At 64.8% G+C, this 26334-nt stretch carries 25 protein-coding genes; 16 read left to right on the top strand and 9 right to left on the bottom strand.

Going from position 1 to position 26334, the window contains the following annotated elements; all coding sequences use genetic code 11:
* Nucleotides 1–31: 31 nt before the first annotated feature.
* From QPK31_RS06940 to QPK31_RS06930, 3 genes are all read right to left on the bottom strand, one after another.
* Nucleotides 32–1183, bottom strand: a complete 1152-nt coding sequence (locus QPK31_RS06940) for a CaiB/BaiF CoA-transferase family protein (protein ID WP_290422208.1) — start codon at nt 1181–1183, stop codon at nt 32–34.
* 71 nt (nt 1184–1254) lie between these two features.
* On the bottom strand, nt 1255–2400 hold the full coding sequence (locus QPK31_RS06935; protein WP_290422207.1) for an acyl-CoA dehydrogenase family protein: 1146 nt from the start codon (nt 2398–2400) through the stop codon (nt 1255–1257).
* A gap of 10 nt (nt 2401–2410) precedes the next feature.
* Nucleotides 2411–3592, bottom strand: coding sequence for a lipid-transfer protein (locus QPK31_RS06930; RefSeq protein ID WP_290422206.1), 1182 nt, complete (start codon nt 3590–3592; stop codon nt 2411–2413).
* 175 nt (nt 3593–3767) lie between these two features.
* Between QPK31_RS06930 and ybaL the strand changes: the two genes are divergently transcribed.
* From ybaL to QPK31_RS06885, 9 genes are all read left to right on the top strand, one after another.
* The gene (gene ybaL, locus QPK31_RS06925; protein ID WP_290422205.1) at nt 3768–5468 is read left to right on the top strand and encodes a YbaL family putative K(+) efflux transporter; all 1701 of its coding nucleotides are present in this window, start codon (nt 3768–3770) and stop codon (nt 5466–5468) included.
* Nucleotides 5469–5664: 196 nt separating this feature from the next.
* Complete coding sequence (locus QPK31_RS06920; protein WP_290422204.1) at nt 5665–5859, top strand: hypothetical protein; 195 nt, start codon at nt 5665–5667, stop codon at nt 5857–5859.
* A 73-nt stretch (nt 5860–5932) separates the two neighbouring features.
* Nucleotides 5933–6124, top strand: a complete 192-nt coding sequence (locus QPK31_RS06915; RefSeq protein WP_290422203.1) for a hypothetical protein — start codon at nt 5933–5935, stop codon at nt 6122–6124.
* 68 nt (nt 6125–6192) lie between these two features.
* Nucleotides 6193–6384, top strand: coding sequence for a hypothetical protein (locus tag QPK31_RS06910; RefSeq protein WP_290422202.1), 192 nt, complete (start codon nt 6193–6195; stop codon nt 6382–6384).
* Nucleotides 6385–6447: 63 nt separating this feature from the next.
* Complete coding sequence (locus QPK31_RS06905; protein ID WP_290422201.1) at nt 6448–7455, top strand: RimK family alpha-L-glutamate ligase; 1008 nt, start codon at nt 6448–6450, stop codon at nt 7453–7455.
* Entirely contained in the window at nt 7443–8309 is an 867-nt protein-coding gene (locus tag QPK31_RS06900) for a hypothetical protein (RefSeq protein WP_290422200.1), read from the top strand. The genes QPK31_RS06905 and QPK31_RS06900 overlap by 13 nt, the downstream gene beginning before the upstream one ends.
* Entirely contained in the window at nt 8306–8818 is a 513-nt protein-coding gene (locus tag QPK31_RS06895; RefSeq protein ID WP_290422199.1) for a MauE/DoxX family redox-associated membrane protein, read from the top strand. The genes QPK31_RS06900 and QPK31_RS06895 overlap by 4 nt, the downstream gene beginning before the upstream one ends.
* The gene (locus QPK31_RS06890) at nt 8818–9453 is read left to right on the top strand and encodes a hypothetical protein (RefSeq protein ID WP_290422198.1); all 636 of its coding nucleotides are present in this window, start codon (nt 8818–8820) and stop codon (nt 9451–9453) included. Before QPK31_RS06895 ends, QPK31_RS06890 begins: the two co-directional genes overlap by 1 nt.
* Nucleotides 9450–11216 carry an ABC transporter ATP-binding protein gene (locus QPK31_RS06885; RefSeq protein ID WP_290422197.1) on the top strand — a complete coding sequence of 589 codons (1767 nt, stop codon included), beginning with the start codon at nt 9450–9452 and terminating at the stop codon, nt 11214–11216. Before QPK31_RS06890 ends, QPK31_RS06885 begins: the two co-directional genes overlap by 4 nt.
* 221 nt (nt 11217–11437) lie before the next feature.
* On the opposite strand, the gene QPK31_RS06880 is transcribed toward QPK31_RS06885, so the two are convergent.
* Nucleotides 11438–13396, bottom strand: coding sequence for an AAA family ATPase (locus tag QPK31_RS06880; protein ID WP_290422196.1), 1959 nt, complete (start codon nt 13394–13396; stop codon nt 11438–11440).
* A 574-nt stretch (nt 13397–13970) separates the two neighbouring features.
* On the opposite strand from QPK31_RS06880, the gene QPK31_RS06875 reads away from it, so the two are divergent.
* Nucleotides 13971–14240: a PEP-CTERM sorting domain-containing protein gene (locus tag QPK31_RS06875; RefSeq protein WP_290422195.1), complete on the top strand. Its 270-nt coding sequence runs from the start codon at nt 13971–13973 to the stop codon at nt 14238–14240.
* 16 nt (nt 14241–14256) lie between these two features.
* Here QPK31_RS06875 and QPK31_RS06870 read toward each other — a convergent pair whose 3' ends face one another.
* The 3 genes from QPK31_RS06870 to QPK31_RS06860 all read right to left on the bottom strand — a co-directional run bounded on the left by QPK31_RS06870 (nt 14257) and on the right by QPK31_RS06860 (nt 16215).
* Entirely contained in the window at nt 14257–14826 is a 570-nt protein-coding gene (locus tag QPK31_RS06870) for a DUF1697 domain-containing protein (protein ID WP_290422194.1), read from the bottom strand.
* Nucleotides 14827–14879: 53 nt separating this feature from the next.
* Complete coding sequence (gstA, locus tag QPK31_RS06865) at nt 14880–15488, bottom strand: glutathione transferase GstA (protein ID WP_290422193.1); 609 nt, start codon at nt 15486–15488, stop codon at nt 14880–14882.
* A 331-nt stretch (nt 15489–15819) separates the two neighbouring features.
* The gene (locus QPK31_RS06860) at nt 15820–16215 is read right to left on the bottom strand and encodes a hypothetical protein (protein WP_290422192.1); all 396 of its coding nucleotides are present in this window, start codon (nt 16213–16215) and stop codon (nt 15820–15822) included.
* Nucleotides 16216–16841: 626 nt separating this feature from the next.
* On the opposite strand from QPK31_RS06860, the gene miaB reads away from it, so the two are divergent.
* Genes miaB through ybeY form a run of 3 tightly spaced genes read left to right on the top strand, consistent with a single transcriptional unit; the run spans nt 16842 to nt 19724 of the window.
* Nucleotides 16842–18203 carry a tRNA (N6-isopentenyl adenosine(37)-C2)-methylthiotransferase MiaB gene (gene miaB, locus QPK31_RS06855; RefSeq protein ID WP_290422191.1) on the top strand — a complete coding sequence of 454 codons (1362 nt, stop codon included), beginning with the start codon at nt 16842–16844 and terminating at the stop codon, nt 18201–18203.
* Nucleotides 18200–19273, top strand: a complete 1074-nt coding sequence (locus tag QPK31_RS06850; RefSeq protein ID WP_290422190.1) for a PhoH family protein — start codon at nt 18200–18202, stop codon at nt 19271–19273. Before miaB ends, QPK31_RS06850 begins: the two co-directional genes overlap by 4 nt.
* Nucleotides 19254–19724: an rRNA maturation RNase YbeY gene (gene ybeY / locus QPK31_RS06845; RefSeq protein ID WP_290422189.1), complete on the top strand. Its 471-nt coding sequence runs from the start codon at nt 19254–19256 to the stop codon at nt 19722–19724. The genes QPK31_RS06850 and ybeY overlap by 20 nt, the downstream gene beginning before the upstream one ends.
* Before the next feature lie 255 nt (nt 19725–19979).
* Here ybeY and QPK31_RS06840 read toward each other — a convergent pair whose 3' ends face one another.
* Nucleotides 19980–22223 carry a xanthine dehydrogenase family protein molybdopterin-binding subunit gene (locus QPK31_RS06840; RefSeq protein WP_290422188.1) on the bottom strand — a complete coding sequence of 748 codons (2244 nt, stop codon included), beginning with the start codon at nt 22221–22223 and terminating at the stop codon, nt 19980–19982.
* A gap of 9 nt (nt 22224–22232) precedes the next feature.
* Nucleotides 22233–22685 carry a (2Fe-2S)-binding protein gene (locus tag QPK31_RS06835; protein WP_290422187.1) on the bottom strand — a complete coding sequence of 151 codons (453 nt, stop codon included), beginning with the start codon at nt 22683–22685 and terminating at the stop codon, nt 22233–22235.
* Nucleotides 22686–22836: 151 nt separating this feature from the next.
* Between QPK31_RS06835 and QPK31_RS06830 the strand changes: the two genes are divergently transcribed.
* From QPK31_RS06830 to glyQ, 3 genes are all read left to right on the top strand, one after another.
* A complete protein-coding gene (locus QPK31_RS06830; protein ID WP_290422186.1) occupies nt 22837–23721 on the top strand; it encodes an HlyC/CorC family transporter in 885 nt (294 codons plus the stop codon).
* Nucleotides 23721–25295 carry an apolipoprotein N-acyltransferase gene (gene lnt / locus QPK31_RS06825; RefSeq protein ID WP_290422185.1) on the top strand — a complete coding sequence of 525 codons (1575 nt, stop codon included), beginning with the start codon at nt 23721–23723 and terminating at the stop codon, nt 25293–25295. Before QPK31_RS06830 ends, lnt begins: the two co-directional genes overlap by 1 nt.
* A 103-nt stretch (nt 25296–25398) precedes the next feature.
* Nucleotides 25399–26313, top strand: coding sequence for a glycine--tRNA ligase subunit alpha (glyQ, locus tag QPK31_RS06820; protein WP_290422184.1), 915 nt, complete (start codon nt 25399–25401; stop codon nt 26311–26313).
* Nucleotides 26314–26334 lie beyond the last annotated feature (21 nt).

The raw sequence follows: 26334 nt of genomic DNA, 5'->3' as shown, positions 1-26334 counted from the left end.
GGCCACGGATGAGTTGTCTACATCGGCAATCCTATATGACCTGGGCGGTTTTCAGCTGCGCGATTGCGTCCTGGTTCCAGCCCCAGTCGGCCAGGATCTCGGCGCTGTGCTGGCCGGGCGTGGCGGGTGCGGCGGCCACTTCCGGCGCGGTGCGGCTGAAGCGCGGGGCCGGGGCGGGCTGGGTGACGCCGTCGATGTCCACAAAAGCACCGCGCGCGCGGTTGTGCGGGTGGTGCGGCGCTTCGGCCATGTCGAGCACGGGGGCGACGCAGGCGTCGCTTCCCTCCAGCAGCGCGCACCATTCGTCGCGCGTGCGGGTGGCGAACAGGGCGGCGAACTTCGCTTTCAGTTCGGGCCAGCGCTTCTGGCTCCACTGTTTCAGGAAGTCCGGGTCGGTCGCGCCGGCGAGGTCCAGCAGCTGGGCGTAGAACTGCGGTTCGATGGCGCCGACCGACAGGTATTTGCCGTCGCGGCAGGCGTAGGTGTCGTAGAACGGTGCGCCGCCATCGAGCATGTTGGCGGCGCGCGCATCAACCCAGGAACCGTGGGCGCGCAGGCCGTACATCATCGCGCCCAGCAGCGCCGAGCCGTCGGTCATGGCGGCGTCGACCACTTGGCCCCTGCCGGAGCTGCGTGCCTCCAGGGCGGCGCAGACCACGCCGAAGGCGAGCATCATGGCGCCGCCGCCGAAGTCGCCGACCAGGTTCAGGGGTGGCGCTGGCGGTGAATCGGCACGGCCCATGGCGTGCAGCATGCCGGACAGGGCGATGTAGTTCAGGTCGTGGCCGGCGGCTTGCGACAAGGGACCGGTCTGGCCCCAGCCGGTGATGCGGCCGTAGACCAGTCTCCGGTTGCGCGCCAGGCAGGTGTCGGGACCGAGGCCGAGGCGTTCCATCACGCCGGGGCGGAAGCCTTCGAGCAGGATGTCGGCTTGCTCCAGCAGTGTCAGGACCACCTCCTTGGCCTCGGGGTGCTTCAGGTCGAGGGCGAGGGAGCGGCGGCCGCGGGCCATGACGTCGTATCTGGTGCCGAGGCTGGGGAAAGGCGTGGCGGCGCCGGGGACGGGCTTGCGGTCGATGCGGATCACCTCGGCGCCCATGTCGGCCAGCATCATGGCGGCGAAGGGGCAAGGGCCGATGCCGACCATTTCGATGATCTTGATACCGTGGAGGGGACCGGGCATTTTTTACGGTTTCGAATGAGCGGGCGGTGTCGTGGTGGGTTCGAGAACCCACCCTACGAAAAACCCAGCGTTTACAAGGAGCGGGCGATGATCTCTTTCATGATCTCGTTGGCGCCGCCGTAGATGCGCTGGACGCGGGCGTCGACGTACATCTGGGCAATCGGGTAGTCGAGCATGTAGCCGTAGCCGCCGAACAGCTGCACGCATTGGTCGACCACCTTGCATTGCAGGTCGGAGAGCCAGTACTTGGCCATCGAGGCGCGCACCGTGTCCATGCGCCCGGCCAGCATGTCCTCGACGCAGCGGTCGATGAAGATGCGCGCCACCGTGGCTTCGGTCTTGATTTCGGCGAGCACGAAGCGGGTGTTCTGCATCTCGATGAGCGCCTGGCCGAAGGCGCGGCGTTCCTTTGCATGCTCCACCGTCAGGTGCAGGGCGCGTTCGATGGCGGCCACGCCGGCCACGCCGATGATGGTGCGCTCGTAGGGCAGCTCGGTCATCAGCTGGACGAAGCCCCTGCCCTCCTCGCCACCGAGCACGTTCGCCAGCGGCACGTGCGCATCGTCGAAGAACAGCTCGCAGGTATCCTGGCCCTTTTGCCCGACCTTTTCCAGGATGCGGCCGACACGGAAGCCCGGATTGTCGCGGGTTTCGAGCAGCATCAGGGAGATGCCTTTCGCGCCGCCAGCCGGGTCGGTTTTCGCCACCACCAGGACCAGGTCGGCCAGGTAGCCGTTCGAGATGAAGGTCTTCGAGCCGTTCAGGCGGTAGCCATCCGCGCCACGCACGGCAGTGGTGCGGATGGCTTTCAGGTCCGAGCCGGCGTCCGGTTCCGACATGGCGATGGCCGCGACCATCTCGCCGCTGGCCAGCTGCGGCAGGTAGCGGCGCTTCTGTTCCTCGGTGCCTTGATTGAGCAGGTAGTGGGCGACGATGGCGTGCACGTGCAGGCCGAAGGCCATGTCGCCGGCGTAGCCCAGCTCCTCGAACACCACGGCCATGTGGGCGAAGTTGCCGCCGGCGCCGCCGTATTCCTCGGGGATGTCGGCAGCGAGCAGGCCCATCTCGCCCGCCTTGTTCCACAGCGCCCGGTCGACGTGCTGCTGGTCGCGCCAGCGCTGCCCGTGCGGGGCGATTTCGCTGGCGACGAAACGGCGCACGGCATCGCGGAACGATGCGAGTTCTGGATTGCTCCAGGAAGGCGTCATCAACTCCATGGCGTCCTCCTCAAGCCGCGCGGTACATGGTGACGACGCAGGCGCCGCCCAGGCCCAGGTTGTGCTGCAGCGCCGTACGCGCACCCTCGACCTGGCGCGCGCCGGCGCTGCCGCGCAGCTGGTGGGTCAGCTCGAAGCATTGCGCCAGGCCGGTGGCGCCGAGCGGGTGGCCTTTCGACAGCAGCCCGCCCGACGGATTGGTGACGACCTTGCCGCCGTAGGTGTTGTCGCCCGCGCGGATGAATTTGTCCGCGCCGCCTTCCGGGCACAGGCCCAGGGCTTCGTAGGTGATCAGTTCGTTGTGGGCGAAGCAGTCGTGCAGCTCGATCACGTCGAGGTCATTCGGGCCGATGCCGGCCTGCTCGTAAACCTTGGCGGCCGCCTCGCGGCTCATCTCGTAGCCGACCAGGCGCATCATGTCGTTCGCGTCGAAGGTGCTGGCGCGGTCGGTGGTCATGGCCTGGGCCGCGATGTGCACATCCGCGCGCAGGCCGCGCTTCTTTGCAAATTCTTCCGACACCAGCACGGCGGCCGCGGCGCCGCAGGTTGGCGGACAAGCCATCAGGCGCGTCATCACGCCGGGCCAGATGGCGGGGGCGTCGAGCACGTCCTGCTCCGTGACTTCCTTGCGGAACAGCGCCAGCGGATTGTTGACGGCGTGGCGGCTGGCCTTGGCGCGGATGCGCGCGAACGCTGCCAGAGGCGTGCCGAATTTTTCCATGTGCGCCAGGCCCGCGCCGCCGAAGTAGCGCAGCGCCAGCGGGATTTCGGGCTTGCCGACCAGGCGGTCGGTGACGGCGTCGAAGTCGTCGAAGGGCGCCGGACGGTCGGTGAAGACGGAGCCGAGGGCGCCGGGGCTCATCTGCTCGAAGCCCAGCACCAGTACGCAGTCGGCGGCGCCGCTGGCGATCGCCTGGCGCGCCAGGAACAGGGCGGTGGAGCCGGTCGAGCAGTTGTTGTTGACGTTGACGATGGGGATGCCGGTCATGCCGACGCCGTACAGGGCCTTCTGGCCGCAGGTGGAATCGCCGTAGACGTAGCCGGCGTAGGCCTGCTCGATGTCGTCGTAACCGAGGCCGGCGTCCTGCAGGGCGGCGCGGGCGGCGTCCGCCCCCATCTGGTGGTAAGGCGCGCTTGCGCCGGGCTTGGCGAACGGGATCATCCCGACGCCGGTCACGTAGACCTTGTTCATGCCTGTCTCCTTGTTTTTGTAGGCGGACTGTCTGTCCTTTTTGTCGTTCGATTATAGACAGATCGCACGGCGATTGACGCGGCCGGCGCCCGAGGCCCCTCTCTATTTTTTTCCCGGCCTGATGGCTACGTCGCTTATACTGCTTTGATTCAACCTTGATAAGGAGCTGTACTGCATGCATCATGAACTCAGTCTGATCACCACCATTGCCGCCGCGCTGGGCTTCGGCCTCATTTTCGGGATGATCGCCATCCGCCTGAAATTGCCCGCGCTGGTCGGCTATCTCGCCGCCGGCGTCCTGATCGGTCCCGCAACACCGGGTTTTGTGGCCGACATGTCGCTGGCATCGCAATTGGCGGAGATCGGGGTGATGCTGCTGATGTTCGGCGTCGGCTTGCACTTCTCGCTGCGCGACCTGCTCGACGTACGCAGGATCGCCCTGCCCGGCGCGGTGCTGCAGATCGCCGTGGCCACGGCCATGGGCATGGTCATGTCGCACTTCTGGGGCTGGAGCTGGGGCGCCGGCCTGGTGTTCGGCCTGGCGCTGTCGGTGGCCAGTACCGTGGTGCTGCTGCGCGCACTCGAAAGCCGCGGCGTGCTCGACTCCATGAATGGCCGCATCGCGGTCGGCTGGCTGGTGGTCGAGGACCTGGTGACGGTGCTGGTGCTGGTGCTGCTGCCGGCGCTCGCCGGTCCGCTTGGCGGCAAGGGCGCGGGCGGCGACGAATCGATCTGGTACGCCCTCGGTAAAACCCTGCTGCAGGTGGGCGCCTTTGTCGCCTTCATGCTGATCGTCGGACGCAAGCTCTTCCCCTGGTTCCTGTGGCGCGTGGCCAAGACCAATTCGCGCGAGCTGTTCACGCTGTCGGTGATCGCCGCGGCGGTCGGCATCGCCTTCGGCTCCTCGCACCTGTTCGGCGTGTCGTTCGCGCTGGGCGCCTTCTTCGCCGGCATGGTGCTGCGCGAATCCGAACTGTCGCACCGCGCCGCCGAAGAGTCCCTGCCGCTGCGCGACGCGTTCTCGGTGCTGTTCTTCGTCTCGGTCGGCATGCTGTTCGACCCGATGGTGATCGTCGAAAGCCCGTTCAAGGTGCTGGCGGTCGTGGCCGTCATCATCTTCGGCAAGTCGATCGCGGCGATGCTGCTGGTGCTGGCGCTGCGCTATCCGCTGAACACCGCGATCACGGTGTCGGCCAGCCTGGCCCAGATCGGCGAGTTCTCCTTCATCCTGGCGGCGCTGGGCATTTCGCTGGGCCTGATGCCGCAGGAAGGGCAAAGCCTGATCCTGGCCGGCGCCATCATCTCGATCGCGGTGAACCCGCTGCTGTTCACGGCCATCGAGCCGCTGCAGCGCTGGCTGCGCAAGAATTCGGACATGGTGCGCAAACTCGAAAGCTCGCCCGATCCGCTGGCCGAACTGCCGATGAGCGTGCCGCACGAGCGCCTCACCGGCCAGGTGGTGCTGGTCGGTTACGGCCGCGTCGGCCGTCGCATTGCCGATGGTCTCACCGCGCAAGGCATCCACTACGTGGTGGCGGAACAGAACCGCGAAATCGTCGACGCCCTGCGCAAGCGCGAGCAGCCGGCGGTGGTGGGGAATGCGGCGGAACCGGCGGTGCTGATCCAGGCGCACATCGCGCGTGCGGCGGTGCTCGTCATCGCCACGCCGGACACCTTCCATGTGCGCACCATGATCGAGACGGCCAAGGCGCTCAACCCGGGGATTCGCGTCGTGGTGCGCACGCATAACGAGCAGGAAGCGGAATTGCTGCGCGAGGACACCGGCGGCAAGGTGTTCCTGGGCGAGCACGAACTGGCCGGCAGCATGACACGCTATGTGCTCGATACCCTGAAGGATGTGCAGCACGCGCATTGACGCTGCGGCCCCTTTGCCATCGAAAGCCTCGCGTATCGCGGGGCTTTTTTTCGTCCTTGCACCACCCATTATGCATACCCATATTGCATGAATAACAATTTTGTTGACTTTCCTCATATCTGCTTTTAACCTTTATTCGCGGCAACAATGTGTCCGCATGCAGCTTCATCCTTAACACCCAAGAAAGGATTGTGAAATGCAGAATCAAACGCAAAGCAAACTGTTCGCCTTCAAACTCGCCGGCAAGGCAGAGCAAAAGGTCCAGCCGGCGCAGCAATGGCAAGTGCGCGACGGCGTTGCCGTTGCCGGTTGCTCGCTGGTCGATCCCGACAGCCTCGACTACCGCAATACCGACCGCTACGTCGGCACCGACGGCGGCATCTACTGCTGATCCATCCCTGAAAAGCCTTGCACCCGCAGGGCTTTTTGCTATTTGCACAAGAACGTTTTCAAAGGAACAGGACATGCAGAACCAGGAACCGAAAAAACTGTTTGCCTTCCAGCTGGCCGAGAAACGCGCCCAGGCCAAGCCGGCCCAGCAATGGAAAGTGCGTGATGGCGTTGCCGTTGCCGGCTGCAGCGTGCTCGACGAAGAATTCGCGCCTTTGCGCGAAACCACGCCGCGCCTCGGCACCGACGGTGGCGACTACTGCTGATGCGCTCGGGAGTCCTGGCTCCGCAGGGCTCTCCACTGGACACCATGACGTTTCCAAAGGAAAAGACAATGCAAAACCAGGAACCAAAGAAACTGTTTGCCTTCCAGCTCGCCCAGAAACAGAACCAGGCCCAGCCGGCCCAGCAATGGAAAGTGCGCGAAGGCGTGGCCGTGGCAGGCTGCACCGACGTGCCGAGCAAGCACAACGACATGTACCGCATGTCGACCAACTGGAGCGAAGACGGCGGCATTTACTGCTGAGTTAGCTGTACAGGAAGCCCTGCCCGCCAGGGCTTTTTCATCACCACAGTAAAACGGTGCCCCATGCCTCATACGATCCTGTTCGTCACCAACAGCGCCGACCTCCATGCCGACCTGGTCGCGCCCCTGATCGGCGCCAAAGGCCACCGCCTGTTCCGCATCGACCTCGACGCCTTCCCGCGCGACTACCAGTGCACGCAGACCTTCGACAATGGACGCGTGCGCCAGCGCATCCGCCGCCTGGGCGACGACAGCTGGCTCGACCTGGACGAGGTCGGCGCCGTCTGGCTGCGCAAGGCGGCCGAATTCGCCTACCGCAGCGAAGACCTGGCACCGCAGGAGCGCGCCTTTGCCGGGCTCGAAACCGAGCAGGCCCTGTTCGGCCTCCTCTACAACCTCGACTGCTACTGGATCAGCCATCCGCGCGCACTGCGCGCGGCGCAGTGGAAAGGCGAGCAGCTGAAACGCGCGATGCGCCTCGGCTTCCGGGTGCCGGCCTCGATCGTCACCAATTCGGCCGCCGAAGCGCGCCAGTTCCTGCAAGGCCTGGAAGGCCGCAAGATCTTCAAGACCCTGTCCAGCCCGACCCTGGCCCGCGAAAAACTGGAACCCGAGCAGCGCATCAGCGGCGGCCTGGGCACGGTGCTGGTGGAAGACGCCATGCTGGACGACCTGGCGGCCGTGGACGAACTGTTCTGCCACTTCCAGGAATACGTGCCCAAGCGGGTCGAATTGCGCGTCACCGTGATCGGCGAGCGCGTATTCGCGGCCAAAATCCATTCCCAGCTGGATGCCCGCACCATGATCGACTCGCGCGACATGTCGGCCGAGATTCCCTACGAAGCGACGCGCCTGCCGCCGGAGGTGGAAGTGCGCTGCGTCGATTTCGTCCACAGCTACGGGCTGGAATACGGGGCGCTCGACCTGATCCTGACGCCCGAAGGCGAATACGTTTTCCTGGAAAATAACCCGGGCGGCCAGTTCCTCTACGTCGAACAATTGATCCCGGAATTCAAGATGCTGGAAGCCATGGCGGACCAATTGATCATGGGGGCCGCATGCCAGCGCTGAGCGCCTCCCTGCAGCATGCCATCACGATGCTGGAACACCGGCGCGACAGCACGGTCCTGGTGCTGGCCGCGTCCCACCTCGACTTCGAATTGCTGCCGGCCCTGTACGAGCAATGTCGCCTGCTGGGCCAGGTCGAGCGCCTGGACGTGGTGCTGCATGGGCGCGGCGGGGTCGTGAACGCGGCGCGCCGCATCGCCCTGCTGCTGCGCAGGCACGCCCGCCACCTGGCCTTCATCGTGCCGTATCACTGCCAGTCGTCCGCGACCCTGCTCACCCTCTGCGCCGACGAGATCGTGGCCGGCGAACTGGCCCTGTTTTCGCCGGTCGACCCGCAGCTCAGCGGCGCCGACGGCAGCACTTTCAGCGGCCTCGACATCAAGCTGTTCGGCGACATGGCCGCGTCCTGGTTCGGCCTGGACGCGGAACAAGCGCGCAACGAATCGGTCGCGCTGCTGTGCAACAGCATCTTCCCGCCTTCGCTCACCGCGTTTTACCGCAGCAACCTCGAGATCGAGCAGATCGCCAGGGAGCTGCTGGCCACCCGCCAGGGAGGCAGCGGCGACAGCGACGACCGGCTGGTACGCCAGCTGATGGCTGGCTTCCACTCGCACAATTATGCGATCACCGGCGACGAGCTGGCCGCGCTCGGCCTGCCGATCCGGCGCGACACCACGACCGAAGACTTGGCCTGGACGATCTCGACCCTGCTGCAGGAAACGGTGGGCGGCGCCCAGCGCGCATCCGAGGACGCACCCTGGTTCGATGCCCTGCTCGCGACGCGCGAGGCTGTGAAACGGCGGCGCCGCCATGCCGAGGCGCTGGCGCCGCTGTGGATCGACGGAGACGCGGCATGACGGTCCAACAATTCGCCGGCGAGATGCTGCGCTGGTTCGCCGCCTGGTGGTGGCTGGCCGCGGCACTCGGAAAACTGCGTACCTGGCCCGGCTTTCGCAGCGAGCTCGGCACCTCCTTCGGCCTGGCACCAGGGACAGCCGCCATCGCGGCGCCGGTACTGGTCGTGGCCGAGCTGGCAGCGGCAAGCCTGCTGCTCGCGGCGCCGGGCCGTGCCGGGATGGCGCTCTCCTTTCTCCTGATGCTCACCTTTACCATGGTGCTGGGCTACCAGTTCTTCACGCGCGGCGTGGTGCGCTGCAGCTGCTTCGGCGAATCGGCGCGTCCGCTGTCGGGCTATGACCTGCTGCGCAACCTGCTGGTGCTGGGCGCGATGGGGAGCGCGCTCGGCCTGGCGCCCGCGCAGCCGCCGCTGGCCGGCGAAGCCCTGGTGGCCGCCGGCATCGGCGCCTGGCTGTGCGTGGCCGCCGTCAATTTCCACGACCTGGTCGTGCTCACGAGGACGCGCTGATGGACCGCCCACTCCTGCTCCTGGTCCTGGCCATCCTCGCCTTCGGCCTGGCCTTCAACCTGCACCTGAGCCTGGGTGTAATGCGGCGCCTGCGCAAGGAGCGCGACACCCCGGCACTGCCGGTCCCCGCGGTCGGCGAGCCCGCATCCCGCATCGCGGCACGCCGCCTCGGCAGCCGCCGCGGCGAAGACTTGCTGCCGCCGGGCCAGGCCTGCGCCCTGGTGTTCTTGACCAGCAAGTGCGACAAGTGCCGCGCACGGGTGCCGGAAGTGGCGGCCCTGCTCTCGCCCGCCGCGCACGCCGGGCTGGCCCTGCGCGTCGTCAGCGTGGAGCCGGCGTTCCGCCTGCGCCGCTTCCTGGCCGGCACGCCGCTGCTCGATGCCGTCTGGCAGGCGCGCCTGGACGACTACAAGACCCTGAATCCGCGCCTGGCCGCGCCGGCCTACCTGTTCGTGAACCACGCAGGCATCATCGAGGCCGCCGGGCTGATCGGTGACGGGAACTGGCTGGGGTTGACCGAACAGCTGCTCAGTCAGCTGAATGAGCAGCTGACCGAGCAGCTGACTGAGCAGCTGACCGCGCAGCCGGGCCAGGCCGGTGACTTCGCGGGCGGCCCCGTGCCGGCAGCCGCATGAACGTCGCCCCGCACCTCGAACGCCTGCGCCTGCTGCGCCCGGTCAAGGGTCGGCTGGCGGCCGCCCTGCTGTGCATGGGCGCGGGCGTCCTGATCCAGCTCGGCTTCCCGCGCGCGATCGCCTGGTTCATCGACCATGCGGCCCAGTTGCAACAGCACGGCATTCCGCCGCACCTGGTGCTGGGGATGCTGGGCGCCGCCGTCCTGCTGGCCGCCGCGTCCTCGCTGCGCTTCTATCTGTTCCAGTCGGCCAGCCAGCACATCGTGCTGCGCCTGCGCAGGCAATTGTTCGACGTCCTGATCCGCCAGCCGATCGGCTTCTTCGACCAGCACCATGTCGGCGAGCTGACCAGCCGCCTGCATGCCGACGTGCTGGCCGTGCACGAAAGCCTGACCGTGGGCGCCGCCAACGTGCTGCGCTCGCTCTGCGTGTTCGGCGGCGGCGTCGCCATGCTGCTCGCGCTGTCTCCCCTGCTCAGCCTGCCGCTGGCGCTGTTCATCCCGGTCAGCCTGTATCTCGGCAAACGTTCCGGCAACAGCTACCGCCAGCGGGCGCGCGAGGTGCAGAGCAGCGTGGCCGAGAGCGGCAAGGTGGCGCAGGAGCATTTCGCCAACGTGCGCCTGGTGCATGCCTTCAACCAGCAGACCGGCGCCAGCGGCCGCTATGGCCGGGCGGCCGGGCGCGCGCTCGGGGCGGCGCTGGCGAACGTGCGGCTGGCGGCGCTATTCCAGGGCTCCCTGCAGCTGCTGCTGTATCTGGCCCTGCTGTGCACGCTGTGCTTCGGCGCCTGGCTGATCGGCCGCGGCGAGCTGACGGTCGGCCAGCTGACCGCCTTCATCCTCTACGCCACCATGGTCACCGAATCAGCCAGTTCGCTGGCCGAATTCTGGAGCAGCTGGATGCGCACCCTGGGCGCCACCGACCGCATCTTCGAGCTGCTGCGCCTGGCGCCGTGCGCGGAAGATGGCCTGCAGCCGGCCACGCTGTCGGGCCGGCTGCGGTTCGAGGACGTGGGTTTCCGTTATCCGCAGCGCCCGGCCCAGGCCGCGCTCGATGGCGTCAGCCTGCAGGTGGCGCCGGGCGAGACGGTGGCCCTGGTCGGCTCCTCGGGCGCCGGCAAGTCGACCATTGCAAACCTGCTGCTGGGCCACTACCCGCCCGGCGCCGGACGCATCCTGTTCGACGCCTTCGATGCCACCGCCCTGGCCCCGGCCGCCCTGCGCCGCCACGTGGCGCTGGTGGAGCAGGAACCGTCGCTGTTTTCCGGCACGATTGCCGAGAATATCCGCTTCGCCGTGCCGGAACGCGAGGTGACGCAGGAAGAAGTCGAGGCCTGCGCCCGGCGCGCCCAGGCCCACGATTTCATCCTGGCGTTTCCCGATGGGTACGAGACGGTGGTTGGCGAACGCGGGGTGCAACTCTCGGGCGGGCAGAAGCAGCGCATCGCGATCGCCCGCGCCATGCTGCGCGACCCGGCCATCCTGATCCTCGACGAAGCCACCAGCGCCCTGGATGCGGCCAGCGAAACCCTGGTGCAAGCCGGGCTGGACAACCTGATGCGCGGGCGCACCACCATCGTCATCGCGCATCGCCTGTCGACCATCGTGCATGCCGACCGCATCGTGGTGCTGGCCGGCGGCCGGATCTGCCAGCAGGGCAGCCATGCCGAGCTGCTGCGGCAGGCGGACGGGGCGTATGCGGAGCTGATGCGGCATCAGCTGGCGCAGTATGGGCGGCTGGATGCGCCGCTGGAGGCGGCCTAGCGCCGCGATGTTGCAACGTGCTGGGCGGGTTTTACGGACCGGCGCGGGCATCGCGAGCGACACGTCACCGTACGTGTCCGCCGGAAGCGTGCGTAACCGCGTGGGCACGTCATTGATGCCGCCAGCATCAATGACCCCACCCTACGAAACCCAGTTGCGGCGGCAAACAAAAAGCCCGCTGGCGCTTTGCGCACAGCGGGCTTTTTTTCAGGTCGCCGGCTTTATGCGGCAACCATCTCGCCGGTTTCGGCGCACAGCTTCAGGTTGGCGTGCTTCGGTGCGAACTGCAGCAATTCCTTGCGCTCTTCCAGCAGCGCGAACACGGCGTCCTTCGACAGCACGTACTGGTCGAGCAGCGTGTCCTTGATCGACTCGATCATGGCGCGGTAGTCGCGCATCGCGCCCAGGGTGTAGCTGTACAGCTCATCGGCCTTTTCTTCCATCTGGCGCAGGGTGTGCTCGCCGCTGGCGTCGTTCTGCAGCTGGCTGTAGTCGATCTTCGAGCGCGAGTACATCGACAGTCGGTTGACCATCAGGTTCAGCATCTTGGTCACTTTCTCGATGTCGTTCTGGGCGCCGACCGAGATGCCGCGGGCGCCGTAGAACAGCTCTTCCGCCGCCATGCCGCCGTACAGGCCGATCACGTCGCGCTCGAGTTCTTCCAGGGTGCGCAGCGACATGTCGTCGCCCGACTGCAGCACGTAACCCAGGGCGCCGATCTTCGACACGGCTTCGGTCGAGATCTTCAGCAGGTGCGACTTTTCCTTCACTTCGGCCAGCGACAGGCCGGCGCGCAGGTGCGGGTCGATCTGCATGAAGAAGTGGCCCAGTTCGTGCAGGGCGATGCGCTCGCGCTGCTTGTGCTTCTCGGCAGTGGTGGCGCGATCGGTCAGGCCGATGGTGGCGCGCTCGTAGGCACGGAACAGCAAATCGGTGTTGATGATCGTCTTTTCCTGGATCGACAGCATCGATGCACGCTCGACCACGGTTTCCAGCAGCGCCGGGCTCAGGTTCTGGGTGATTTCCGCCACTTGGTCGAGGTCGAGGTCGTCGTAGTCGACCAGGCCTTCCTTCTTACGTGCCAGGAAGCTCTTCAGCAGTTCGCGCCGTTCCATCTTGTTCGGCAGGCGGAAGTTGATCTTCACCGAGAAGCGGCGCAGCATCGCTTCGTCCATCTCGGTCGAGGCATCGTCGAAGTTCGAGGCGATGATCCAGATCACGTTCTGGCCTTTGTCGCTCTTCACGCCGTCCAGCAGGCCGAGCAGGGTATTCGCGGTGTCGTCTTCCCATTTCTTTTCGCTGCGGCCGCGCGGCATGAACAGGCTCTGGCCTTCGTCGAGGAAGATGATGCACTTGCCCTTGGCGCAAGCCTTGCGGTACAGGGCGTTCAGGGCTTTCGAGCCGCCGCCGACGTAGCCCGATTCCAGCGCCGAACCCGAAGCCGAGATCAGCGGCATGCCGAGGCGCTTGGCCAGGTAGCCGACCAGCTTGGTCTTGCCGGTACCGGCAGGACCGGTCAGCATCACGTTGAACGGCTTGTCGATGTTGTGCGAGGCATACTCGTCGCGGTTGCGGATCATGTCTTCCAGGTGCAGCACTTCCTGCTTGATGTCGTCCATGCCGATCAGGTCATCCATGCTGCCCTTCAGCTTGTCCGGGGTGATCATGGTCGAGCTGGCGCCCATGCCCGGAATGCCGAATTTCAGGCAATACACGATCAGGAGCAGCAGCACGATCTCGAAAGCGTGGCGCTTCAGGAAGTCGACGGCGTGGGCGCCGGCCGAACCTTCTTCGTCCAGCACGGCCTTGTGCGTAGCCAGGTAGTCGTCCTTGGCGATCGAATAAGGGATGGCGTTCTTCAGCAGGACTTCGCGCTCCAGGCTCAGGTGCGAGGTGCTCGGCACCTTGACCACGTGCAGTTCCGGCGAACCCTTGAACTTGAATACGTAGCGCGGCGACTCCGACAGCGGCTTGGCCACCATCAGGTAATCGAGCTTGTCCTTCTGCGTGGCCAGGCGGGTGATTTCGGAAATGTCCTGCGAGTGGACGACCGGGCTAGGGTCTTGCGGCTTGTCCGCCGACCAGATCGCCACGCCGGCAATCGCACCCAGCACGACGGCGGTGGCGATACGGACGTAGACGTTCTTGAAAGCGATCTGGAGTCGGGCAAAGTTGGGCATGTTCGGTACTCTACGAATGTATGGTGCGCGTGATGCAACAGTGCGTGGTGCGGGGGCGGCCTTCCGGGGTGCGCTTGTCGGAATGGCGGCGGCCGATTCAGGGGCCGCATGGAGTCGAACAGATAAGCATTCGACATCTTTTTGATGCCGGTAGGCAACAGGGATAGGGAGACTATACCCGTAAAGAAAAGCGAGATGTATACGGGAAGCTTAAATTTTTTTGATCGCACGCATAGCTGGAAAGGCTGACAAGCGAAATCGTTATGAGCCTGTCAAAAGTATCGATAAAGCGTCTATCCATAGCGGCAAGAGCTTGACACGACGCTAACGGTTCATGCGCAAAGTCTTGATGTCTTGATACTGCCCGATTCCGGGCGTGTCGCATTTCTTTAACATGGCAAGGAGCCGCTTCCTGCGGCGGCGGCCTTGTTCGCCGCCATGCGCGCGCGAATCGAACACAAAATGACCAGCGTTTTTTGTTATGCTTTTCGCGTAGCCGGTGGCGTATGCGAGATCGCCTCCGTTTCGTGTGAGGCGTTTGTACCCAGCACTATCTGCAAGGAAGGGAACAATCGTGAACAGATTCTTATTTGCCCTGGCGCTGGGTCTGGTGGTCGGTGGCGCGGCCCAGGCTGCCGTCGTCGATCTGTCGCCGCCGCAGGCCGGCGCTGCACCGCTTCCGCGCGTGTCCCACCTGGCCCCCACACCCCGTCTCGATGTCCTTGCCCCACCGGCGCAGATGTCGGAGCTGCCGGAACCGGAAGTGTTTGCGATGATGCTGGTCGGCCTGGTGCTGCTCGGCTACCGGGCACGCCGGCGCGACAGCAGCGAAAAGTTCAAATAGTGCGCAGCGCGCAGTCTCAGGTTTTCTTGCCCGGCGCGGGCGCCGCTTCTGCACACAGCGCGTATAGCTTGCACAGGGTGTTCCAGTTGCGCGAGGTCGTGGTATCACCCAGCTGCTTGCCGAGCGCTGCAGCCGCAGGACTGTCGAGCACGCCGTCCGGACACCAGACATAGGCGGCGCGCTGGCCGACGGCCAATGCGCCCTCGCCCCAGTCGCGTTCGCACAGCGGCAGGATCGCCTCGCGCGCAGCCGCGTCCGGCAGCAGGAAGACCAGCAGGCGCGCATGGTCGGTAGACAGCGACAACAAGGTATTTTCCGCCAGCACGGCAGCCAGGTCGTCCCCGGCCAGCACCATCACGCGCGCGGCCACGCCGAGTTTCAGCACCATGGCTTCCTCGATGGCGCTGGCAGTGAGCAGCGGGTCGATGTCGCCGGCGCCGAACACGATGTTCCCGCTGTTCAGCAGGCTGCGCACATCGGTATGGCCGAGGTCGGCCACCAGGGTGCGCAGGTCGGCCATGGCGACGCGCTTGGCGCGTCCGACGTTAATGCCGCGTAACAGGGCGATGTAGCGTTTGCTCGTCATGCGGCCATGGTACCGCCCCGTAGGCTGGGCGGCATCATTTTTCTTTCAACAACTTATTTCAGCAGACCTTCGTCGCGCAGCGCCTGCTGCACGGCCGGGCGGGCGCCGATGCGCGCGCGGAAGGCTTGCAGCTGCGGCCAGTCGGCCAGGCTGAACTTGACGACGTCGGCCCAGCCCAGCACAGTGAACAGGTAGGCGTCGGCCACGCTGAACTGGTCGCCGGCCAGGAAGTCACGGCTGTCGAGGTGGCGCGCGATGTGCGAGAAACGCAGCGCCAGCATCTTGCGGGCGTTGGCGCGCATGTCGTCGCTGGCATCCGGCTTGAACAGCGGGCTGTAGTTCTTGTGCAGTTCGGTGGAAATGTAGTTCAGCCAGCCCAGGGCTTCGTAGCGCTCGACCTTGCCGACAGCCGGCAGCAGGTTGGCCTGCGGCGCCAGGTCGGCCAGGTACTGGACGATGGCCGGCCCTTCGGTCAGCACCGCGCCGTTGTCGAGTTCGAGCGCCGGCACGTATCCGTTCGGATTGATGCTGCGGAAGTCCGCGCCGCTGGCCGTGAGTTTCTTGCCGAGGTCGACGCGCTCGGCGCTGAAGGCCAGGCCGGCTTCGAGCAGGACGATGTGCGGGGACAGCGAGCAGGCGCCGGGGCTGAAATACAGTTTCATGAATGGTCCTTTGTCTGGGTGGTCGAGCACGGCGGGTCGGCCGGCAGCCATGGCAAACGGCACACACCGTGCCAGGGCAGCGCGAGAATACCGCAATCGGCACCGGCCTGCTTGGGGCCGCTCAATCCGCTGGGCAGGTGCGGCGGACGCGCAAAAAAACACCGGCCTGCCCTGGTGGGCGCCGGAAAAGAAATCAGGAAACGATGGGAAGAAACACGCGTCCCGGACAGGACGTGGGAGAAAGCCGGCAGCGTGCGCGGCGCCTTAGCGCGCCGGGCAGCTGCCGCGCATCACCGATGGCACGGCAAATAAATCTGCCATGCCGCCGGTATTAGTGCGCATAATTACCGGTCGACGACGAAGTTTCGTTGCCTTGCGATTGCTGCTGCTGTTGCTGCTGTTGCTGCTGGGCTGCCGCGGCGGCCTGTGCTGCCTTCTCTTCTGGTTTCGGGCGGCCTTGTGCGTCCGACAGGCGGTATTTGGTGCGGCGGTCGCCCATCAGGTCGCGCAGGTCGCGGATGCTCATGCCGGTGACTTCGTGCATGCGGATCAGCAGCGAGGCGCCGACCGGCAGACGGTGGTGGCGGATCTTGCTGATGACCGGCGGGGCCACTTCCAGCATGCGCGACAGCGCAGCGTCGTTTTTCAGTTGCATCTTGCCCAGCAGGATATCGAGCAGATGGTTGGGGTTGTAGCTTTCCTGTGAAGACAAAGCATGATGTGCCATGATTTTTACCTCGTGAGTGTGGTTTAAAATAGTTCTTTACGAACTTTGTTAAGACTGTGCTGCTATCAACATAAGTTCCCAAACACGCTCTTGCGCCAACATTCAAAACAAGTCTGAAGAACAAGTCTGAAGCTTCGCTTAAGAAACATGCCCTTGCGCATGCGCTCTGCTTAACACTCCCCCTTACGCACTTGTCTTTCAAACAAATTATCAGACTCGCACAGTATTTGAACATCCGTCCTGAGCACATGAGTCATTGTTGGAAATCAAGCTATCGTGTGGAAAGCTTGTCACATAGGCATTTCAACACATGGGGATAATTTGTGGCGCACGCAAGAGATTTCTTCCGTTAATTTGTGTGAAAGAATTTAAGCCGAACGTATTGATTTACAACAGGAAATATCTTGAGCAAAGCCTGACTCTGCCTTGCACGCCGCCTTTTGATTCCTTAGCGCAATTTAACAATCTGAATAGATTGGCAATGCGGCTGAGCAAAGCAATAAGTAATTCTTGGTGGCATTAACTCTATCCTCCCACACGCCGGCTTTCGGCTCTAAACAGGGATTTACGGTAAACTCGCTTGACGCTTTGTCAAAGCGCGAGCATTTCTTTTAACGAAGCATTCCATGCAGAAAAAAGTATTTATCAAGACCTTCGGTTGCCAGATGAACGAGTACGACTCGGACAAAATGGCCGACGTGCTCGGCGCGTCCGATGGTCTGGTGCGCACCGACAAACCGGACGACGCCGACGTCATCCTGTTCAATACCTGCTCGGTGCGCGAAAAAGCGCAGGAAAAAGTATTCTCCGACCTGGGCCGCCTGCGCGAACTGAAGCGCCAGCGCCCCGACCTGATCATCGGTGTCGGCGGTTGCGTGGCTTCCCAGGAAGGGCAAGCCATCGTCAAGCGCGCGCCCCATGTCGACATGGTGTTCGGCCCGCAAACCCTGCACCGCCTGCCGCAGATGATCCGCGAGCGCCGCAGCACGGGCACGGCCCAGGTCGACATCAGCTTCCCGGAAATCGAAAAGTTCGACCACCTGCCCCCGGCCAAGGTCGAAGGCCCGGTCGCCTATGTGTCGATCATGGAAGGCTGCAGCAAATATTGCAGCTATTGCGTCGTACCTTACACGCGCGGCGAAGAAGTCTCGCGCCGCTTCGAGGACGTGCTGACCGAAGTGGCCGGCCTGGCGGCCCAGGGCGTGAAAGAAATCATGCTGCTCGGCCAGAACGTGAATGCCTACCGCGGCGCCATGGAGGGTGGCGACACCGCAGACTTTGCCCTGCTGCTCGAATACATTGCCGACATTCCCGGCATCGAGCGCCTGCGCTTCGTCACCAGCCATCCGAAGGAATTCACCCAGCGCCTGATCGACGCTTTTGCCAAGATCCCGCAGCTGGTGAACCATTTGTATCTGCCGGTGCAGCACGGTTCCGACCGCATCCTGCAAGCCATGAAGCGCGGCTATACCGGCCTGGAATACAAATCGATCATCCGCCGCATCCGCGCGGTGCGTCCGGACATCACGATCTCATCCGACTTCATCGTCGGCTTCCCCGGCGAAACCGATGCCGATTTCGAGGCCATGATGAAGCTGGTGCAGGACGTCGGCTTCGACAACAGCTTCAGCTTCATCTTCAGCAAACGTCCCGGCACCCCGGCCGCCAACCTGGAAGACGATACCCCGCACGAGGTCAAGCTGGCGCGCCTGCAGCGCCTGCAAGCCCAGATCGACGCGAATACCCGCAAGCTCAGCGCGGCCATGGTCGGCAGCGTCCAGCGCATCCTGGTCGAAGGGCCATCGAAGCGCGACCCGAGCGAACTGCAAGGCCGCGCCGAAAACAACCGCGTCATTTATTTCGCCCCGGGTGCATCGGGCGACGCCCTGATCGGCCAACTGGTCGACGTCCGCGTCACCGAGACCCTGGATTATTCCCTGCGCGGCGAACTCGTCGCCAATCTCGATACGATTGCCAAAGCCAGTTGAAAACCACTCCTACCCAGCCTTCGTACTTCATTCCCGAGCCGCTCGATAACACGCGGCTTGCCCACCTGTGCGGTCCGCTCGACGAAAACCTGCGCCAGATCGGCGCGGCGCTCGACGTGACCATCTTCCGCCGCGGCGAGAAATTCATCGTCACCGGCGCGAATGCCGAGCGCGCGGTCGAACTCCTCGAACGCTTCTATGCGGTGGCCAACAAGGTCGTGCCGATCGAGGAAGTGCAGCTGGCTCTGGTGGAACAGCGCGCCGGCCTGCGTCCGACGATCGAGGGCGCCAAGCCCGCCGAGGCCCCTGCCGCAGCCGAAGCCGCGCCGGATGAAGAAAATGCAGAACTGGTCAGCCCGACCCTGAAGACGCGCCGCAGCGATTTGCGCGGCCGCACGCCGCACCAGATCCAGTACCTGCGCGCCGTGCTCGAGCACGACATCAGCTTCGGCATCGGCCCGGCCGGCACCGGCAAGACTTATCTTGCCGTCGCCTGCGCGGTCGATGCGCTGGAACGCGATGCGGTGAAACGCATCATCCTGACGCGTCCGGCCGTCGAAGCCGGCGAACGCCTCGGCTTTTTGCCGGGCGACATGAGCCAGAAGGTCGATCCTTACCTGCGCCCGCTGTACGACGCCTTGTATGACCTGCTCGGCTTCGACCGCACGCAGAAGCTGTTCGAAAAGCAGGTGATCGAGATCGCGCCGCTGGCCTACATGCGCGGCCGCACCCTGAACCACGCCTTCGTGATCCTGGACGAAGCCCAGAACACGACGGTGGAGCAGATGAAGATGTTCCTCACGCGTATCGGCTTCGGCAGCAAGGCCGTGGTGACCGGCGACGTGACCCAGGTCGACCTGCACAAGACCCAGCGCTCGGGCCTGGTCGACGCCATGCACGTGCTGCGCGACGTGCGCGGCATCGCCTTCTCCCAATTCTCCAGCGCCGACGTGGTGCGCCACCCGCTGGTGGGCCGCATCGTCGATGCTTACGACAAAGCCAGCGAAGTCCAGGAACTGGGCGCGCTTCCAAAGACCACGACTGCCCGCAATGCAAGAAAAAAACCATAATCTCGAACTCGACGTCCAGTACCCGGACGCACGCCTGGAAACCACGATCACCCCGGAGATGGTGGAACGCTGGGTGCGCGCCGCCCTGCTCGGGCCGGCCGAACTGGCGATCCGCTTCGTCGACGCCGCCGAAGGACAAACCCTGAACCGCGACTACCGCGGCAAGGACTACGCCACCAACGTGCTGACCTTTGCCTACAACGAAGGCGAGGAACTGGCCGAGGACGATCCGGTGCAGGCCGACATCGTGCTGTGCACCGACGTGCTGCAGCGCGAATCGGACGAGCAGAAGAAAACGCTGGAAGAGCACGCGGCGCACCTGGTGGTGCACGGCGTGCTGCATGCCCAGGGCTACGACCATGAGCATGACGAAGAAGCGGAAGAGATGGAACAGTTCGAGCGCGATGTGATGGAAGCGCTGGGTTATCCGGATCCGTACGCAGAGAAATAAGCGCCAAAATCGGCGTTGGTTCGTAGGGTGGACACCCGTGTCCACGCGGTACCCCAGCCGCCTGTCGAAATGCAAGCGCGGAAGCGCCACAAGTGTTGCGCTTCGCGATTCGTAGGGTGGGTTCCCGAACCCACCGAGATTCATCAGTCGCGATCCATCGTGATGTCCATCACAAGGCAAGCGATGAGACCGCGTGGACACAGGTGTCCACCCTACAACGGCAGTGCACGACATGCATGCACCGCCGTTCCCACATTACGCCTTTAACTGCTCCCCCACCGGCAACTTCCGAATCCGCTTCCCGGTCGCCGCAAACACCGCATTCGTCAACGCCGGCGCAATCCCCGCCGTCCCCGGCTCGCCGATCCCGCCCGGCTCATCCCGGCTATTCACGATGTGCACCTCGACGGTCGGCGCCTCATGGATGCGCATCATGCGGTAATCGCCAAAATTGGTCTGCTGCACCCGCCCTTTGTCCAGCGTGATCTCGTTCCACAGCGCCGCCGAGGCCCCGAACACGATCCCGCCCTCCATCTGCGCAATGATCCCGTCCGGATTGATCGCCTGCCCGCAATCGACCGCGCACACGACCCGGTGCACGCGCACGTCGCCGTCCGGCCCGACCGACACTTCCGCCACCTGCGCCATGTAGCTGCCGAAGGCAAACTGGGTCGATACACCGCGCCCCACCTTGCGCCCGGCAATCGGCTTCAAGGGCTTGCCCCAGCCCGCCTTCTCGGCCGCCAGGTTCAGCACACCCAGCGTACGCGGCGATTTTTCCAGCAAGGCGCGGCGGAAGGCCACCGGATCCTGCTTCGCCGCCTGCGCCAATTCATCGATGAAACTCTCGACCACGAACACATTGTGCGTCGGTCCCACGCCGCGCCAGAAGGCCGTCGGCACGCCCGGCGGTTCATGCCGCACATATTCCACACGCATCGCCGGAATCGCATACTGCAAATCGGCCGCGCCCTCGACCGCATCCGGGTCGACGCCGTTCTTCACCGCCAGCGGGGCGAAGCGCGCCATGATCGAGGAACCGGTCACACGGTGGAACCAGGCCGCCGGCCGGCCCTTGTTGTCCAGGCGCGCCGCCAGGCGGTCCACGTAATACGGACGGTACATGTCGTGCTGGATATCCTCCTCGCGGGTCCAGATGAACTTCACCGGCCCCTTGGCCAGCTTGGCGAACGACACCGCCTGGATCACGTAATCGACTTCCAGCCGGCGCCCGAAGCCGCCGCCAATATAGTAGTTATGCACCTTCACCTTCTCGACCGGCAGCCCGGACACCTTGGCCGCCGCGCCTTGGGCCAGGGCTGGCACCTGGGTACCGACCCAGAGGTCGCAGCCGTCGGCGCGCAAGTCGACCGTGCAATTGATTGGCTCCATGGTCGCGTGCGCCAGGAAAGGCAGCTCATACACCGCTTCGATCTTGCGTCCGCCGCCTTCGTCGTTCAGCACCTTCAGCGCATTGCCTTCGTCGCGCGCCACCGCGCCTTCGCCCTGCGACACCTTCAGCATGTCGGCGACGATGCCGCGCGAGGCCACGCCGGCGTTGGCGCCATCCTCGAAGCGCGGCGCGGCAGCCGCCAGGCCCTGTTTCGCAGCCCAGAAGTGGTCCGCCACCACGGCCACCGCCCCTTCCAGGCGCAATACCTGGCGCACGCCCTTCACGGCCAGCGCCTTTTGCTCGTCCACCGCCACCAGCTTGCCGCCGGTGACCGGCGAGGCGGCGACGGCGGCAATGCCCATGTTCGGCAGGCGCGCATCGATGCCGAACTGGGCCGTGCCATTCACCTTGGCCGGCGAATCCAGGCGCCGCATCGCCTTGCCGATCAGGACGAATTGCTCGGGGTCCTTCAGCTTGACGTTCTTCGGCAGCTCCATCGTCGAGGCCGCATCAACCAGTTCGCCGAAGTGGGCCGAGCGGCCCGAGGCCTGGTGGCGCACCGTGCCGGCCACTACCTGCAAGTCGGCCGTGTCGACATCCCATTGCTTGGCCGCCGCCTGCACCAGCACGCCGCGCACCATGGCGCCGGCTTCGCGCAGCGGCCGCCAGGCGCCGCGCACCGAGGTCGAGCCGCCGGTCACCTGGCCACCGAGCAGCGGATCGGCATACAGTTCGTTGTTGGCCGGCGCCTGCTCGAGCTTCACTTTCGAGAGGTCGGCGCCGAGTTCCTCGGCCAGCAGCATCGGCATCGAAGTAAAGGTGCCCTGCCCCATTTCCACCTTGTGGATGACGAGGGTCACGATGCCGTCGCGGTCGATGCGGATAAAGGCGTCGCGCGCCAGTCCGGCCGGGGTGTCGGAGTGCTCCGTGGACGCTTGGCCGACGGCCTTTTCCGGTGGCGCTTCCTTGCGGTTGTCGTCCTTGCTGCAGCCGAACAGCGAGAAGCCGAACAGCAGGCCGCCGCCGGCGGTGGCGCCGAGCTGCATGAAACGGCGGCGCGAGCTGGGAATAGCAACCGCGCGTTGTTCTTTTTTGACTTGGCTCATGTGCGCTCCTTATTTGGCGGCCGCGATCTTGATCGCGTGGCGGATGCGTCCATAGGTGCCGCAGCGGCAGATATTCCCGCTCATGGCATTGTCGATGTCGCTGTCGCTCGGCTTCGGCGTGGCTTTCAGCAAGGCGGTAGCCGACATGATCTGGCCCGACTGACAGTAGCCGCACTGCACCACGTCGATCTGGCGCCAGGCGTCCTGCACCTTGGCGCCCACCGGGTCGTTGCCGACCGCCTCGATGGTGACGATCTGCTTGCCGGCCGCGGCGGACACGGGCGTGATGCAGGAGCGGATCGCCTGGCCGTCGAGGTGGACGGTGCAGGCGCCGCACAGGGCGACGCCGCAGCCGAACTTGGTGCCGGTCAGGCCGGCGACGTCGCGCAGCGCCCACAGCAGGGGCATGTCGTCGGGCACGTCGAGGGTGGTGGTGTTGCCGTTGATGGTGAGGGCGGGCATGGGCGCTCCAATATATTTTGAGCAATAACTATATTCCATGTCCGTCCACCTTGCTGGACATCCTCATGGAAGCGCACGCCTGCGCAAAAATCAGGCAAGGCCGCTTTTGGTGTATGCTTATGCCCATCGCAACAACGGCTTCACGCCAACTATGCCCGAGTATCCCAGTGACGTCCGATCGGACGCCAAACCCCACCGGTCGCTCTTCGAACGACTGACCGCACTCATCTCCCCTGAGCCAGAAAATCGCACCGAGCTGCTCGAAGTGCTGCACGAAGCACACGAGCGCAACCTGATCGACGCCGACGCCCTGTCGATGATCGAAGGCGTGTTCCAGGTCTCGGACCTGTCGGCGCGCGACATCATGGTGCCGCGTTCCCAAATGGACGTGATCGACATCACCGACCCGATCGAGGAATGGCTGCCGATCGTGCTGGAAACCCAGCACTCGCGCTTCCCCGCCATCGAAGGCGAGCGCGACAAGGTGGTTGGCATCCTGCTGGCCAAGGATTTGCTGCGCTACTACACCGAGAAGACCTTCGACGTGCGCGCCATGCTGCGCCCGGCGATCTTCATCCCGGAATCGAAACGCCTGAATGTGCTGCTGCGCGACTTCCGCGCGAACCACAACCACATGGCCATCGTCGTCGACGAATACAGCGGCGTGGCCGGCCTGATCACCATCGAGGACGTGCTGGAACAGATCGTCGGCGACATCGAGGACGAATACGACTTCGACGAGGAAGAAGACAATGTCCTGTCGATCAAGGAGGGCCAGCAAGGCCCGCGCTGGCGCGTCAAGGCGCTGACCGAGATCGCGCAGTTCAACGAAGAAATCGGCGCCGATTTGCCGGAAGACGAAGCCGACACCATCGGCGGTTTTGTCGCCAGCCATCTCGGCCGCATGCCGCACAAGGGTGAGGAATTCACCCTGGGCAACCTGCAATTCGAAGTGCTGCGCGCCGACGCCCGCCAGATCCACGTGCTGCTGGTCGAAAAACTGCCGCCGTCCCTGCACAACAGCGACGACGACTGATGCTGCTGCGTCGCCGTACCACACCAGCCGCACCGGCCGATTCCGCTGCACGCGGGTCGCGCCCATCCGCCGTCTCGCTGGTCATTGCCGCCCTCGCCGGCGGCGCTTCCCTGCTTTCCTTCGAACCCTTCGGCTGGTGGCCGATCCAGTTCGTCCTGCTGGGCTGGCTGTTCTACCAGGTCGGCCTGGGCAGCTCGGTCAAGCGCGCCACCCTGCTCGGCTGGGCCTTCGGCTTCGGCTGGTCGGTCGGCGCCATGTTCTGGCTGTACACCTTCATGACGCGCTTTGCCCATTTGCCGGGCATCCTCGGCGTGATCGGCGTGGTCCTGCTCGGCCTCTACATGGGCCTGTTCGGCGCGTTTGCCACGGGCGTATCCGCCTGGCTGCGCCAGCGCTGGTCGCTGCCGATCGCCGCCTTCGTGCTGCTGGTGCTGCCGGTGGCCTGGGGCGTGTCGGAATGGATGCGCGGCTGGGTATTCACCGGCTTTCCCTGGTCGGTGTCCGGCTATGCCCACGATACGTCGCCGCTGGCAGGCTACGCGCCGCTGATTGGCGTCTACGGCATCGGCGTGCTGGTGGCCCTGGGTGCCGGCTGCCTGGTGATGCTGACCCAGCGCGCCCGCGTGCCGGCGATTGCCCTGCTCGCCGTGCTGCTGGGCGCCGGCGCCGGTTTGCGCACGGTCGAGTGGACCGAGGCAAGGGGCAAGCCGATCACGGTGCGCCTGTTGCAAGGGAATATCCCGCAAGACCAGAAGTTCGACTACGCCTTCCTCACCAGCATCCTGCAGCGCTACCACGGCATGATCACGGCCGCGCCGGCCGACCTGATCGCTACGCCGGAAACCGCCGTGCCCGTGTTCCGCCACCAGCTCGATCCGAGCTACCTGACGAGCCTGCAAAGCTTTGCCAGCGCCAACGGCAGCACCCTGGCGGTCGGCATGCCGCTGCTCGATGGTCCGCAGCAGTACGCCAACAGCGTGGTCACCATCGCGCCCCAGCCCCAGGCCTATCGCTACGACAAGGCCCATCTCGTACCCTTCGGCGAATTCATTCCGCCGGGCTTCCGCTGGTTCACCGACATGCTGAATTTGCCGCTGAACGACGCCACCCGCGGCAAGGCGCTGCAGGCGCCGTTCGCGGTGAAGGACCAGCTGGTGCTGCCGAACATTTGTTATGAAGACGTGTTCGGCGAAGAAATCGCGTATCAGCTGCGCGCGGCGCCGCGTCCGGCCACGATGTTGCTGAACATGTCGAACCTGTCCTGGTACGGCCAGTCGACGGCCATCCCCCAGCACCTGCAGATCTCGCGCATGCGAACGCTGGAGACCGGCCGCCCGATGCTGCGCGCGACCAACGACGGCGCCACCGCCGTCATCGACCACCGCGGCCGGGTGACCCATGTGCTGCCCTTCTATACCGAAGGCACGCTGGCCGCCACCGTGCAGGGCACGACCGGCATGACGCCGTTCATCCGCTTCGGCAACCTCGGCTTCCTGGTGCTGGGCGCGTTCGCCCTGCTTGGGGCCTGGTTCGCCGGCCGCCGCTACCGACAGAAAAAGGCCAATCCCGTATAGATGAGTTGAATCCGGCCCCAGAAGGCCGCTAAAACCCGCTAGAATTGGTCATTTGGCAAACTTACCGTGACCGCGGCTTCCACGCCTGCGGCGCCCCCTCGAGATGCTCACATTCCAACAAATCATCCTGACCTTGCAAACCTACTGGGACAAGCAAGGCTGCGCCCTGCTCCAGCCGTATGACATGGAAGTCGGCGCCGGCACCTTCCACACCGGCACCTTCCTGCGTGCGATCGGCCCCGAGCCATGGCGCGCCGCCTACGTGCAGCCCTCGCGCCGCCCGAAAGACGGCCGCTACGGCGAAAACCCGAACCGCCTGCAGCACTACTACCAGTACCAGGTGGTCCTGAAGCCGGCGCCGGAAAACATCCTCGATCTCTACCTCGGCTCGCTCGAAGCCCTGGGCCTGGACCTGAAAAAGAACGACGTGCGCTTCGTCGAGGACGACTGGGAAAGCCCGACCCTGGGCGCCTGGGGCTTGGGCTGGGAAGTCTGGCTGAACGGCATGGAAGTCACCCAGTTCACCTACTTCCAGCAAGTCGGCGGCCTCGATTGCAAGCCGGTGCTGGGCGAGATCACCTACGGCATCGAGCGCCTGGCGATGTACCTGCAGGGCGTGGAAAACGTCTACGACCTGGTCTGGACCGAGTGGGAAGAGAATGGCGTCAAGAAATCGCTGTCGTACGGCGACGTCTTCCACCAGAACGAAGTCGAGCAGTCGACCTATAACTTCGAGCACGCGAACACCGAGCTGCTGTTCCAGGCCTTCGCGAATCACGAATCCGAAGCCAAGCGCCTGATCGAACTGGAACTGACCCTGCCGGCCTACGAGCAGATCATGAAGGCCTCGCACAGCTTCAACATGCTGGACGCGCGCGGCGCCATCTCGGTGACCGAACGCGCCGCCTACATCGGCCGCGTGCGCACCCTGTCGCGCCTGGTGGCCCAGGCCTACTACGATTCGCGCGAGAAGCTCGGCTTCCCGATGGCTCCCGGTGCAGCCAAGGCTGCTGCCTGATCGTCGACCAGATAAGAACAT

It is taken from the genome of Massilia sp. YIM B02769 (genome assembly GCF_030411995.1).
Lineage (GTDB): Bacteria > Pseudomonadota > Gammaproteobacteria > Burkholderiales > Burkholderiaceae_D > Telluria.
Note: the sequence above shows the minus strand (reverse complement) of the source record. Positions and strands in the feature narration are given on the sequence as shown.